Raw genomic sequence first — 12,405 nt, 5'->3', positions numbered from 1 at the left:
CCAGGGGCACTGGGATTACAAGCCGCCCGGCAGGGCGGTTTAGGGATTGGATCTATGCAAGCTATTTACTCTGAAGTCGCCGATCAATTGTTACAGCTCGAAGCCGAGTTGCGCCGCATGGCCCTGTGGCAGGAGGAGGCCCCAACAGCGGAAGCCTTAGCCAGCAGGGAACCTTTCTGTGTAGATACCCTGACTCTGCCGCAGTGGCTGCAATTCATCTTTTTGCCGCGTATGCGCCAGCTAATTGAGGGGCAGATGCCGCTACCGCAACAGTGTGGCATAGCGCCAATCGCGGAAGAGTTCTTCAAAGAGAGGGGAGGCGCTGAGCCTCTGATCAAGATTCTCAAGGGCATCGACGAGCGCCTGCAGCGCGGCTGAGTCCTCCTCTCTGGCGTCCACTGGGCGCCCCACCTCGCTTTCATCTACTTTGTTAGCTATAACGATTCACGGTTGGCCGTCAAATTCTCAAGATCTGGCGCGTGTCACATTGTGGCGCTTGCATCGCTCGACTCTAGGAACATCCCTGTTCACCAAGCTCTTTCATAGGCTAATATCGGCCTTTTGCTTGCGTTGGGAGGAATTTCTGCGCTTGCTACCGTGAACGCTGCGAAGACAGTGCGGTCGGATTGGAATGCTAATGGGGCTAGAGGTAATCGTTAGGATGCAGAAATTTTCCCTTCTGTGGTTATTGGTCGCGGTCCAGTTATTGCTGGGCTGTCAGTCGCTGATGTACCCCGCACAGAGCCAGCAAGGGGCAGAACCCGCTACTGCACAATCGGGCCAATCTCAGGGCGAAATACTCCAGTGCCCAGAGCCTGTGGAGGTGATCTGCGCAGAACCAGAGGTCAGGGTCGTTGAAAAAGTCATCGAACGAACCCTAGAAAAAGTAGTCGAAGTGCCCGTCGCCAAGGACAAATTGGTACTAGGGGCAGTGGAGAAAATCTCTATCGAGCCCTCCGGTCTGGTTGTTGAGTCTGTGGTGGATACCGGTGCGCCGACAACCACCTTGCGCGCCCATACACTGACACGCTTTGAGCGCGATGGTGAGGACTGGATCAGAATTCAGCTGGCACTGCCGGAAGTGGATGGTAAGGCCGAAACTTCTACCATCGAACTGCCCATCAAACGCCATATCCGTGCGAACCGTATTGGTTTCCCGAGCCAGCGTCGCCCGGTAGTGGAGATGAATCTCACTGTGGGTGAGGTTACTCATATGGTTGAGGTCAGTCTGACGGATGAGGGCCGCAACGATATTGTGATGGTGCTGGGACGCAATTTCCTCAAAGATGCCGCGGTTGTCGATGTGAGCCGGCGCAATATCCAAGGGCAGCCTCGGGTGTTCGGGTATAAATAGGCCGCTTATTAAGATTAGGTTCCTTTTGGAACCCTAGAGTTACGGGGAAGGGCGAATGTCGCCGCGCGTTCAAGTTTATGTTATTGCGGCATTGCTCGCATTGATCGGGGCGGGTCTCACCGCTTACAAACATTTCGAATTAGGTTTTCCACTGCTGCCGGGTGAATACCGTACTGTCTGGACCATTGAGGCCAAAGTGGGTTTCGATGCGGAGGGCGGCCCGGTAAAAGCTGCGCTGACTTTGCCCCGTGAGCAACGCAATATGGAAATCCTCGGTGAGACTTTCAGTTCCTCCGGTTTTGGCTTTTTTATCGCCCGGGAAAATGATGAGTATCGGGCAGTTTGGACGCGCCGCTCCGCCGAGGGACCCCAGTCCCTGTTCTATCGCTTGGATGTGTACCAGACTCCCGGTGCGGCGCTCGAGCAGCCTTTGAATCTCAGCACCCAGGTACAGAAACCTTTCCTCGGTGCACGGGAGCAAGAAGCCGTGCGCCTGGCGATTGATTCGTTGGTTAAGCAGGCCCGCGAGCGCTCCTCCGACGTGGAATCTTTCACCACTCAATTGCTGTTTGAGCTGAATGACGATGGTAACCAGGATCGCAACCTGGTCTTCCGCCACTACACCGATAAATCCCTGGTGGATGTCGCTCTGCTGATGCTGGCCACCGCTGATATTCCCGCGCATCGCATCCGCGGCCTCTACCTTGAGGACGACCGTCGCCGCCTTGCTCCAGAGGATCTGCTCGAAGTTTACGATGGGCAGCGCTGGATTGTTTTCGAGCCAAGCAGCGGCTTGCCCGGAATTCCAGAAAACTTCTTTATCTGGCAGCGCGGTGGCAAGAGTCTGCTGGACCTGGAGGGTGGCCGCAATTCGCAGGTGACTTTCTCGGTCATTTCCAATGACGTGCCTGCACGGGATGTCTCCATGCGCAGCACAAAGGGCGAAAAAGAGGCGCTGGTGGATTTCTCCATCTACAGCCTGCCCATCGAGCAACAGAGCATCTTTAAATTGATTTTACTGGTGCCGGTAGGTGCCCTGGTGGTGGTGCTGCTGCGCATCTTTGTCGGCTTGCGCACCTCCGGTACCTTTATGCCGGTACTCCTGGCAATAGCCTTTATTGAAACCCAGCTGCTCACAGGGCTATCAATTTTTGTATTGATCCTGGTGCTCGGATTGTGGGTGCGTTTCTACTTGAGTCGGCTCAATTTGCTCCTTGTGTCGAGGATCGCCGCCGTGGTGGTCACGGTGGTGCTCATTATGGGGGTGATCAGTGTGGTCAGTTATAAGCTCGGAATTGAGCAGGCACTGACGGTGACCTTCTTCCCGATGATTATTTTGGCCTGGACCATTGAGCGCATGTCCATCGTTTGGGAGGAGGATGGCCCCTACGAGGTAATTGTACAGGCCGGCGGCAGCCTGCTGGTGGCTGTTTTGGCCTGGTGGGTGATGACTAACCGCTATGTGGAACACTGGACCTTTAATTTCCCCGAGCTGCTGCTGGTGCTGCTGGCCTTTATCTTGGTTGTGGGTAACTACACCGGTTATCGCCTCAGCGAGCTGATGCGTTTTCGGCCTCTGATCAAGTAGGGGGTTGCGATGCTTCAATTTTCATTCAAGCACATCATCAACAAGGTTCGCGGTGGTATGGTTTCGCCGATGGCCCTGAATGAGATGGGCATACTCGGGATGAATGCACGCAATATCAATTACATTGCGCGCTACAACGATCGGGAAAAATTCCCAATTGTCGACGACAAGCTGAACACTAAGCGAGCGGCCAAGCGCGCAGGCATACCAGTACCGGAATTGATCGCGGCCTTTGAAACTCCGGCCAGCCGCAAGCGTGTGATGGAAGTGATCGATCCCTTGTGGAAGTTTGTAATCAAGCCCGCGCGCGGTTCGGGAGGCAAAGGTATCCTGGTCATTGCCGGGCGCGATGGGGATAAGTACAAGAAGATTTCCGGCTCTGAAGTTGAAGCCCTGGATATTCTGCGTCACGTTAACAATATCCACAGTGGCCTCTACAGCCTCGGCGGCAAGCCTGACCGGGTAATGGTGGAGGCTCTGGTGGATTTTGACCCGGTGTTTCAGGATTACTCTTTTGAAGGAGTACCGGATATTCGCGTGATTGTGTTTCGCGGTTTTCCGGTGATGGCAATGCTGCGCTGTTCTACCCATAGCTCCGATGGTAAAGCTAATCTGCACCAAGGCGCTGTAGGAGTGGGTATCGACCTGGCCACAGGCAAGAGCTGCCACGCTGTACAGCGCGGCTTACGCATCCAGCACCACCCGGATACCAAGATGTCTTTCGGAGAGCTGAAGGTTCCGGGTTGGTACGATCTGGTGCGTCTGGCGGCGAGCTGTTATGAAATGACCGGACTCGGCTATCTGGGGTGCGATATCGTTTTGGATCGTGAGCGCGGTCCGTTATTACTCGAAGCCAATGCTCGTCCCGGTCTCGCAATTCAGGTAGCTAACGGTGTGGGTCTGCGCCAGCGCCTGCGCTTTATCGAGGGGCTGGATGAAGAGATGCTCGAGAAAGGGGTGGACGAGCGGGTGGCGTATTCCATGCGTGAATTCGCTGCGGAAAAAACCCTTTAACCCGCTCGAAGGCAGTTGCCTATTGCCATTTTCCATTATTTTCGCAGCACTGTTAGGAGGATGTGGCTGAATCCGTCTGGCACTGCTTTATCAGTCTGCTCAGACGCCGGCTCTGCATTTTCAAGCCGAACTCTAACTCCTTAACCTTGTTTTGAATTGCCAGCGAACGCCACTTCTCCGCGATCTTATCCCCGCGGCACTGGGCGCGCTGTAACTGCAGGTTTTTCCAGTTTTCCAGAGCCCTGGCGAATTGTATGGCCTCGTTCTCCAATAGTTTTAACCAGTCCTCCCGGTGTGCGCTGCCTCCGAGCTTCTCCTCCGCCTGGCTGAACTGCACTGACAGTTTGGCTTTCTGTATTTGTACCGCTGAGGGGGTTTTTAGGTCGTTGGTGATACCGATCCAACTGAACAGCTTGATCATCCATTTAGTCGGGTCGTACGCAAACCAGCCTACGCCATTGCGATAATCGGCAGGAAAGGCGTGGTGGTAGTTGTGGTATCCCTCACCGAAAACCAACAAGTTCAGAAAGATATTATCTCGCGCACTGATATCGTTTTTGTAGGGGCGTTTGCCCCACATGTGCGCCAGGGAGTTGACCAAAAAAGTTGTGTGGTGGTTGACTACGATACGTAGTATTCCTGCGAGCAATAGCATGCCGATCACATCGCCGGTGAGAAGCCCAAGCGCTAAAGGAATACCCAGGTTCATACTGAGGGTGATGGGGATATAGTGATTGTGTTGCCACATCACGATCTTGTCCCGCTTCAGATCCCCGACATTTTTATAATCCAAGTGGCTGCTTGGATATTCGTGCATCATCCAGTCGATATGAGAAAACCAGAAGCCGCGCATTGCTGAGTAGGGGTCGCGATCATTGTCATCAATATGGCGGTGGTGCAAGCGGTGCGCAGCGCTCCAGGTCAGGGTGGAGTTTTGTAGGGCAGCCGCGCTGAACAAGGCAAAGAACAGGCGTAGAGACCAGTGGGCTTTATAGCTTCTGTGAGACCAGAGCCGGTGATTGCCTGCTGTTACCGAGAGACTGCACAAGGCGGCTAATAGTGCGAAGGCGAGCCACTGGTACCAGTGATACCCAACCATCAGCCCGTAGATGGGCACGGCGGTCAGGGCCAGGAAACCTGTACTGGCAAACAGCACTGTGGGAACCCAAAAGCATTTGCGCTTGGTTGTGGATGTTGGTGAAGCAGTATTCATAATTCGAGCCTGTTTGTGAAACGGCCTCGGGAAGCCCCGTATAGTTAGTGGCGCAATTTTTCTATGATGTTATTTGGCGGTGTATTTCTGGGGATAATTTCCAGTTACCAATACGACGCTACACAGAGAATATAGATAATTATTGTGAGGAGGCGCAGTGCGCTTTTTGCAGCCATCCATACTGCCAAGTGATACCCAGCCAACTGAGGCCCTTTATCAGCTCTTTAGTCTAGTCGGGTCGTACGCAAACCAGCCTACGCCATTTCGATAGTCTTTGGGAAAGGCGTGATGGGAGTTTTGATAGCCCTCGCCAAATGCAAAAGTATGGATAACAGGGTTGTCCCGGGCCGAAATATCGCCCTGAACTTTCTTTTGCTCCAGTGGTGGCCCCAAAGAGTTGAAAGCGAAGGCGGCATGGTGATTGATTACCATGCGCAAAACACCTGCCAGCAAAAACATGGCGACAATACCTCCGGTAATCAGACCGAGGATTAGGCCGAAAGCAAAGTTCATACTGGCGGCGATCAGCAGAGAGTGGCGGTGTTGCCCCATCACAATGTTGTCCCACTAAAGGCCTTTGGCATTGTTCTACCTAAGGGATATTTGTGGATCATCCAATCTAGTGGCGCACAGAATTTCTCAGAGGGATTTTTTTACATCAGGCCTCTAGTGGTTGCTGTCCTTGGCAGGTTGCGCCTCTTTTTGGTGCGATATTTAGGTTTTTTGGCACTTGTTGGTTCATATTGCTTGGTCGCCAGGAAAAAAAGAGATCGGCCACCGCAAAATCCTACGAGAAAGTTGGCATACCGATTGCAATATTAGAAACGTACGGGACGCATGACCCGTACTTCGGGGAGTTTGCATGGGGTTATGGTAAACCGTTTCCAATGAGGGACTTCCCGTTTTCTCTCATCATCGCTGATTATGGCCCCGCTCTGCGGGGCCTTTTTTATTCTTCTATCCCTCTTTCCAAGCGCTCCCACTCGAAAAAAATTTTATTTTTGTGACTCTGTGTGGAATTCTGATTGGCACTAATGCTTGGTAAATAGACGCCCTTTTCGCGCCTAGGTATAAATGCCCCTTTTTTTTGCCAGCAATGCCAACGAATCGAGTTAAGCGTGTCCGAATTTCAGAACCCCGTTCCGCCCCATCTCCCTTTCCTGCTGGCAACTCCAGAGGAGTTGCACTCTCTGGATGTTCTGGAGCTCACACACCAAACCGGTCGCCTGCAGGGGCTGATGATGGATGTGGATTGCGGCCTGTGGGAGTGGCACCTAAATAGTGGCGCCCAGCGCGCTCAGGGGGATATCTGGCATTTGTTTGCCGATAGTGCTGATCGCGCCCTTCAGGGGCTGTGGTCTGGCGCCGAGTTGCACCCGGTGCATTCTGATGAGCGTCACCGTATTTTGGCGTTACGCAAAAGGATCGCCAGCGAGGGTGGCTACTTCGATATCGCTTTTCGCGCCTACGACATCTCCGGACAAATGCGCTGGTTGCGCTTTTGTGGCCGGGCTACCACCAGTGCTGATGGCAGCGAGGTGATCGCGATTGGCACTTGTGCCGATTATAGCGAGGCACTTTCGCAGCGCTATCTGACCAATCTACCCAGTGAGCGACCGCTGCAGGCGTTGTCCGGGGTGGGAGATGGTTTGTGGGAATGGGATTTACGCGCCGATGAAATGGTACTCGATGACGCCTGTTGGGGGATTCTCGGCTACGAGGTGAGCCCGATTCGTAGTATTGGGCGCTCTGCTGCGGAGCAATGGAAAGCGCGTATTCTCACCGAGGATATAGCCAGGGTGGAACAATCCATGTTGGACCATGTGCGCGACCGGCTGCCCCTGGATGTGGAATTCCGCCTGTGGCGCTCCGATGGCAGCTTGGTATGGGTTCGCTGTCGCGGCAAGGCCCAACTGGACAGCCGTGGTCAACCGGTGCGGGTGTTCGGGGTTTTACAGGATGTTAGCGCTGGACGTGAGAGCCAGGCGCGGCTGGAACGGGAGTTGCACCAGCAACGTGAGGAAAATGCCCATCGAGCCGATCTTTTATTCAGCCTGAGCCACGAGCTGCGGACCCCTCTCAACGCCATTTTGGGATACAGCCAAATGGTGGAACTGGATCAGAGCTTGAACTCCGACCAACGCCAGCGGCTTGGGGAGATTCGCCGAGCGGGTCAACACCTATTGCACCTGGTGGGGGATGTGCTGGAGCTCGCCCGTATCGACAGTCGGCGGCTCGGCCCCTCAATGGAGTCGGTGCGCCCGGTGGAACTAGTGGCCGAATGTAAGCGCCTGCTGGAACCACTGGCGGAGACCCGCCGGGTCAGTCTGGTCTACGAGCCTCTCGGCTGGGAATCCGCCTATATCTGCGCAGACCCAGTTCGTTACAAACAGGTGGTTCTAAACCTCGCCGGCAATGCAGTGAAATACAACCGGGATAATGGCAGGGTCATTATTAATTTCACTCCCCAGGCAGAGGGCTGGCTGCGCTTGAGTATTCTCGATACCGGTAAGGGCATTTCTCCGGATCGGCGCAGCGAGGTGTTCGAACCCTTTAATCGTTTGGGGGAGGAAAAGGGCCATATAGAGGGGACCGGCGTGGGTCTGGCAATTGCCAAGCGGCTCACCGAGGCTATGGGTGGGCGAATCGACTTTGATAGTCAGGAGGGGCAGGGCTCAGTTTTCTGGATCGAATTCCCTATGATCGATGCGCCCGATGCCCTTATGAGCTTTTCCGCTCATCCACAGGAGCCTCCGCAGTTGCCGGAGGGGCGCGTTTTACTTGTGGATAACCGCCCTGCTGCGGCCGACCAGCTAAAGGAAATGCTGAAGGAGAGTCCCCAGGTTCAGTGCCTGATTGCCACCGATGTGGTGGAGGCAATTTTTATCGCGCGAACGCAGCGCCCCGATGTACTGTTGTTTCACAGTGAGGTGCCGGGCATGTCCGCTGCGGACCTAATCTCTATTTTGCAGGAGGATATCGCCACCAGAGCCATGCGCTTTGTACTGGTTGGTGAAAAACCTAGTGGGGAGAACTATCCGGCACTGCCGGCAGAGTTTGACTTTATGCAGTTGTCGCGTGTGCTGGCGGATACCCTTGGGCGGGCCGGTCGGTCAGTTTAGCGGCACCGTAACAGCTGGCCCGGCAGTCGCCGGGCCAGCGAGTGAATGAAGCTTAGCGCACGGAGCCCAGGTGCTTACCGACGATCTGCACCAGCGGCTTGAAGACTTTGGGGGTGGCACAGACCAGATTGCCGGATTCCAGGTAGTCCTCTCCACCGCGGAAGTCGCTGATTAAACCGCCGGCCTCTTTGACCAGTAGCGAGCCTGCAGCGATATCCCAGGTATTCAGATACATCTCCCAGAAACCGTCGAAGCGCCCGGCCGCTACATAGGCCAGGTCCAGTGCGGCGGCGCCGGGGCGGCGGATGCCGGCGGTCTGCCCGGCGATCTCTTTCAAAGCGCCCAGGTAGGGGTCGATGTTTTCCAGAGCGGGGCCATTGAAGGGTAGGCCGGTGCCAATTAGAGCGCCGCGCAGGCCCTGGCGGGGGGAAACGCGGATGCGACGGCCGTTAAGGGCCGCGCCGCGACCGCGGCTCGCGGTGAATTCTTCGCGCTTAATCGGGTCGAGTACCACCGCGTGCTCAATGCGGCCGCGGTAGCGGCAGGCGATAGATACCGCAAACTGGGGTACGCCGTGGATAAAGTTGGTGGTGCCATCGAGAGGGTCGATAATCCACTCGTAGTCGGGCTCGGCGCCTTCGATCAGGCCGCTCTCTTCAGCGCGGATGCTGTGCTTGGGGTAGGCTTTGCGCAGGTGATAAATAATCTCCTGTTCGCTGGCCTTGTCCACTTCGGTGACGAAATCGTTGCGCGCCTTTTCCTCGAATTTCATCAGGTCGCCGCGCTCCCAGGCCCGTTCGATCAATTCTCCGGCCTTGCGCGCCGCGCGCAGGGCAATATTTAGCATGGGTTCCATAACTATTCCGCACTAAGTGGTTGAAGTGGTTAAAAAGCAGACCGCGGGTTAACCGCAGCGGACGCGATTGTATGGATTCCCGCTCCTTTTTGCTACACTCGCGCGCCCCCATGACACCGAATTATTACTTTCAGTATGGCCAAGTCCCCATTAGACACGACTCCGCTCAGTGCGCTCGACAATGTGCGTGTGGTTCTGGTTAACAGTGCCCACCCAGGAAATATTGGCGGCGCGGCGCGCGCCCTGAAGAATATGGGCCTGAGCCAGCTCTATCTGGTTGCACCGCGGGAATTCCCTGCGGCCAATGCCGTGTGGCGCGCCGCTGGTGCGGCGGAGCTGCTCGACAGTGCAGTAGTAGTGGACACTCTGGAAGAGGCGGTGGCAGATTGCGGCCTGGTGGTGGCTACCAGTGCCCGCGAGCGACGTATTCCCTGGCCTCTGCTGACACCACGCCAGTGCGGTGAGCGCGCAGTGGCCGAGGCCTCCAGCCACCCGGTGGCGCTGGTGTTTGGTCGTGAAGACCGCGGCCTGACCAATGAAGAGCTTCAGGCGTGCAATTACCATGTGCATATTCCGGCCAACCCCGAGTACAGCTCTCTAAACCTGGCGACCGCCGTACAGGTGCTTTCTTATGAGGTGCGTATGGCGGCGCTGGAAGCAGAGAATGGCGAGCCTATGAGTTATGCAGACTGGGATCGCCCACCGTCCAAAGCCAGCGATATGGAGCTCTATTTTGAGCACCTCCAGCAAGCTTTAGGTGAACTGGGCTTTATCGATCCGGATAACCCTCGCCAGACTATGACCCGACTGCGCAGGCTGTACAGCCGTGTGCGCCCGGATGATATGGAGCTGGGTATCCTGCGTGGCATGCTCACCTCCATCCAGAACTATATTCACCGCTCTGGTGGCAAGGGACGCCCAGACTAGTTGAGTACCCGAGTACTTTGCTTGGTTATATACTTGACTAAGGTGCTGGGTTATTTCATACTCGCGCCCCGATCGGAAAAGGGCTGTTCATCAGTTGGGAGCTGGTATGCGTTTAACAACCAAAGGCCGCTATGCGGTAACCGCCATGCTGGATCTGGCGTTGCATGCAGAGCGTGGGCCGATCAGCTTGGCAGATATTTCCAAACGGCAGGGCATCTCCCTGTCCTATCTGGAACAGTTATTTTCCCGCCTGCGGCAATCCGGACTGGTGTCCAGTGTGCGCGGCCCCGGCGGTGGTTATCGTCTAGCCCGCGATGGCGAAGAGATTTTTGTGGCTCAGATCATTGATGCAGTCAATGAATCGGTGGATGCCACCAGCTGTGGCGGCAACGCCGATTGCGCCAATGGCGAACAGTGTCTGACCCATTACCTCTGGTCAGACCTGAGTGATCAGATTCACGGTTTCCTGAGCGGAATCAGCCTGGCCAACTTGGTGTCTCGCGCCGAGGTACAGGAAGTGGCACGCCGCCAGGATATGCGCGAAGCGCCGGAAGAGCGGGTCGCCGTACTCGGCGGCTTGTAAATATCGGCCACAACTGTGGCCAAAGCGGAATATTTGAGAATTATTGAGCGGAAACGGTATGACTATGAAGCTTCCCATCTACCTGGATTATTCAGCTACCTGTCCGGTTGACCCGCGTGTCGCTGCAAAGATGGCAGAGCAGCTGACGATGGAAGGCAACTTCGGTAACCCGGCTTCACGGTCTCACCTGTACGGCTGGAAAGCCGAAGAGGCGGTGGAAAATGCCCGTCGTCAGGTGGCTGAGCTGATTAATGCTGACCCCCGCGAGATCGTCTGGACCAGTGGTGCCACCGAGTCCGATAACTTGGCGATCAAAGGTGCGGCGCACTTCTATCAGGGCCGCGGCAAGCACATCATCACCTCCAAAATTGAGCACAAGGCAGTACTAGACACCTGTCGCCAGCTGGAGCGTGAAGGCTTCGAAGTAACCTATCTGAACCCCCGTGAAGACGGCATCGTGACCCCGCAACAGGTTGAGGAAGCGCTGCGTGAGGACACCATTCTGGTGAGCCTGATGCACGTGAACAACGAAATCGGTGTAATTAACGATATCGCCGCGATCGGTGAGCTGTGTCGCTCGCGCAAAATTATTTTCCATGTGGACGCGGCGCAAAGCGCAGGCAAACTGCCTATCGACCTGCAGGAGATGAAGGTCGATCTGATGTCCTTCTCCGCCCACAAAATCTACGGCCCCAAAGGTATCGGCGCCCTGTATGTACGCCGCAAACCCCGCGTCCGTCTGGAAGCGCAGATACACGGTGGCGGCCACGAGCGCGGTATGCGTTCCGGCACTCTGCCGACTCACCAGATTGTCGGTATGGGTGAAGCCTTCCGCATCGCCAAAGAGGAAATGGTGCAAGAGGGCGAGCGTCTGGTTTCCCTGCGCAACCGCTTCTGGGATCAGATCAAAGATATGGAAGAAGTCCATATCAATGGTTCCGCGGAACAGCGTGTACCGGGCAACTTGAACGTGAGCTTTGCCTTTGTAGAGGGCGAGAGCCTGATTATGTCCCTGCGCGACCTGGCAATTTCCTCCGGTTCCGCCTGTACCTCCGCCAGTCTCGAGCCCAGCTACGTGTTGCGCGCCCTGGGTGTAAACGATGAGCTGGCGCACAGCTCCCTGCGTTTCAGCTTCGGCCGCTTCACCAGCGAGCAGGACGTGGACACCGCCGCGGCCGCCGTGCGCAAGGCAGTGGAGAAACTGCGTGAATTGTCGCCGCTTTGGGATATGTACAAAGACGGTGTGGACCTGAACAAGATTGAATGGGCCGCTCACTAAGCGCGCACAAGAGTTAGGAGAAAAGTCATGGCCTATAGCGATAAAGTAATTGACCACTACGAACACCCCCGCAATGTCGGGCGCATGGACGACAAGGCGGACAATGTAGGCACCGGTATGGTGGGTGCGCCTGCCTGTGGTGATGTGATGCGCTTGCAGATCCAGGTGAACGACGCGGGTGTGATTGAAGACGCCAAGTTCAAAACCTACGGTTGCGGTTCCGCTATCGCCTCCAGCTCCCTGCTCACTGAGTGGGTGAAAGGTAAGACTATCGATGAGGCGGAGCAGATCAAAAATACCGCTATCGCCGAGGAGCTGGCGCTGCCACCGGTGAAAATTCACTGTTCCGTGCTGGCCGAAGATGCAATCAAGGCCGCTGTACGCAACATCCGTGAAAAGCGCGGTGAGTCTACCGAAGCCGCTGATGCACCGGAATCCGCCGCAGGTTAACCACCGGGCCCAGGGCCCA

The 12,405-nt window shown here is 55.7% G+C and carries 12 protein-coding genes; 9 read left to right on the top strand and 3 right to left on the bottom strand.

The window, feature by feature from the left end; genetic code table 11:
- Positions 1-54 precede the first annotated feature (54 nt).
- The 4 genes from ACJJIV_RS06120 (at position 55) to ACJJIV_RS06105 (ending at position 3,956) form a co-directional block, all read left to right on the top strand.
- Positions 55-378 carry a YqcC family protein gene (locus ACJJIV_RS06120; protein WP_444885880.1) on the top strand — a complete coding sequence of 108 codons (324 nt, stop codon included), beginning with the start codon at positions 55-57 and terminating at the stop codon, positions 376-378.
- A 283-nt stretch (positions 379-661) separates the two neighbouring features.
- Complete coding sequence (locus ACJJIV_RS06115; RefSeq protein WP_444891115.1) at positions 662-1,354, top strand: ATP-dependent zinc protease family protein; 693 nt, start codon at positions 662-664, stop codon at positions 1,352-1,354.
- Positions 1,355-1,409: 55 nt separating this feature from the next.
- The gene (locus ACJJIV_RS06110) at positions 1,410-2,942 is read left to right on the top strand and encodes an inactive transglutaminase family protein (RefSeq protein WP_252084799.1); all 1,533 of its coding nucleotides are present in this window, start codon (positions 1,410-1,412) and stop codon (positions 2,940-2,942) included.
- Between the two features lie 9 nt (positions 2,943-2,951).
- Positions 2,952-3,956 carry an alpha-L-glutamate ligase-like protein gene (locus tag ACJJIV_RS06105; RefSeq protein ID WP_252084800.1) on the top strand — a complete coding sequence of 335 codons (1,005 nt, stop codon included), beginning with the start codon at positions 2,952-2,954 and terminating at the stop codon, positions 3,954-3,956.
- A 52-nt stretch (positions 3,957-4,008) separates the two neighbouring features.
- Here ACJJIV_RS06105 and ACJJIV_RS06100 read toward each other — a convergent pair whose 3' ends face one another.
- Positions 4,009-5,169, bottom strand: coding sequence for an acyl-CoA desaturase (locus ACJJIV_RS06100; RefSeq protein ID WP_444885878.1), 1,161 nt, complete (start codon positions 5,167-5,169; stop codon positions 4,009-4,011).
- Between the two features lie 216 nt (positions 5,170-5,385).
- The gene (locus tag ACJJIV_RS06095; RefSeq protein ID WP_444891698.1) at positions 5,386-5,721 is read right to left on the bottom strand and encodes a fatty acid desaturase; all 336 of its coding nucleotides are present in this window, start codon (positions 5,719-5,721) and stop codon (positions 5,386-5,388) included.
- A 566-nt stretch (positions 5,722-6,287) separates the two neighbouring features.
- Here ACJJIV_RS06095 and ACJJIV_RS06090 point away from each other — a divergent pair.
- A complete protein-coding gene (locus tag ACJJIV_RS06090) occupies positions 6,288-8,291 on the top strand; it encodes a hybrid sensor histidine kinase/response regulator (protein WP_444891114.1) in 2,004 nt (667 codons plus the stop codon).
- Between the two features lie 52 nt (positions 8,292-8,343).
- Here ACJJIV_RS06090 and ACJJIV_RS06085 read toward each other — a convergent pair whose 3' ends face one another.
- Positions 8,344-9,147 (bottom strand): inositol monophosphatase family protein, encoded by an 804-nt coding sequence (locus ACJJIV_RS06085; protein ID WP_252084804.1) that lies wholly within the window; start codon positions 9,145-9,147, stop codon positions 8,344-8,346.
- Positions 9,148-9,282: 135 nt separating this feature from the next.
- On the opposite strand from ACJJIV_RS06085, the gene trmJ reads away from it, so the two are divergent.
- From trmJ to iscU, 4 genes are all read left to right on the top strand, one after another.
- A complete protein-coding gene (trmJ, locus tag ACJJIV_RS06080; protein ID WP_444891113.1) occupies positions 9,283-10,074 on the top strand; it encodes a tRNA (cytosine(32)/uridine(32)-2'-O)-methyltransferase TrmJ in 792 nt (263 codons plus the stop codon).
- Between the two features lie 106 nt (positions 10,075-10,180).
- Entirely contained in the window at positions 10,181-10,657 is a 477-nt protein-coding gene (iscR, locus tag ACJJIV_RS06075) for a Fe-S cluster assembly transcriptional regulator IscR (protein WP_252084806.1), read from the top strand.
- Between the two features lie 64 nt (positions 10,658-10,721).
- On the top strand, positions 10,722-11,936 hold the full coding sequence (locus ACJJIV_RS06070) for an IscS subfamily cysteine desulfurase (protein ID WP_252085971.1): 1,215 nt from the start codon (positions 10,722-10,724) through the stop codon (positions 11,934-11,936).
- 27 nt (positions 11,937-11,963) lie between these two features.
- Positions 11,964-12,386: a Fe-S cluster assembly scaffold IscU gene (gene iscU, locus ACJJIV_RS06065; protein ID WP_444891112.1), complete on the top strand. Its 423-nt coding sequence runs from the start codon at positions 11,964-11,966 to the stop codon at positions 12,384-12,386.
- Positions 12,387-12,405 lie beyond the last annotated feature (19 nt).

It is taken from the genome of Microbulbifer mixtoriginis (SeqCode) (assembly GCF_052466765.1).
This window is presented reverse-complemented; position numbering and strand designations above follow the sequence as displayed.

What these genes read in the sequence shown, in the direction of transcription:
- ACJJIV_RS06120 (WP_444885880.1), top strand. Translation starts at nt 55, where the DNA reads ATGCAAGCTATTTACTCTGAAGTCGCCGATCAATTGTTACAGCTCGAA.
- trmJ (WP_444891113.1), top strand. Translation starts at nt 9,283, where the DNA reads ATGGCCAAGTCCCCATTAGACACGACTCCGCTCAGTGCGCTCGACAAT.
- ACJJIV_RS06100 (WP_444885878.1), bottom strand. Translation starts at nt 5,169, where the DNA reads ATGAATACTGCTTCACCAACATCCACAACCAAGCGCAAATGCTTTTGG.
- ACJJIV_RS06110 (WP_252084799.1), top strand. Translation starts at nt 1,410, where the DNA reads ATGTCGCCGCGCGTTCAAGTTTATGTTATTGCGGCATTGCTCGCATTG.
- ACJJIV_RS06070 (WP_252085971.1), top strand. Translation starts at nt 10,722, where the DNA reads ATGAAGCTTCCCATCTACCTGGATTATTCAGCTACCTGTCCGGTTGAC.
- ACJJIV_RS06085 (WP_252084804.1), bottom strand. Translation starts at nt 9,147, where the DNA reads ATGGAACCCATGCTAAATATTGCCCTGCGCGCGGCGCGCAAGGCCGGA.
- iscU (WP_444891112.1), top strand. Translation starts at nt 11,964, where the DNA reads ATGGCCTATAGCGATAAAGTAATTGACCACTACGAACACCCCCGCAAT.
- iscR (WP_252084806.1), top strand. Translation starts at nt 10,181, where the DNA reads ATGCGTTTAACAACCAAAGGCCGCTATGCGGTAACCGCCATGCTGGAT.
- ACJJIV_RS06095 (WP_444891698.1), bottom strand. Translation starts at nt 5,721, where the DNA reads ATGGGGCAACACCGCCACTCTCTGCTGATCGCCGCCAGTATGAACTTT.
- ACJJIV_RS06115 (WP_444891115.1), top strand. Translation starts at nt 662, where the DNA reads ATGCAGAAATTTTCCCTTCTGTGGTTATTGGTCGCGGTCCAGTTATTG.
- ACJJIV_RS06105 (WP_252084800.1), top strand. Translation starts at nt 2,952, where the DNA reads ATGCTTCAATTTTCATTCAAGCACATCATCAACAAGGTTCGCGGTGGT.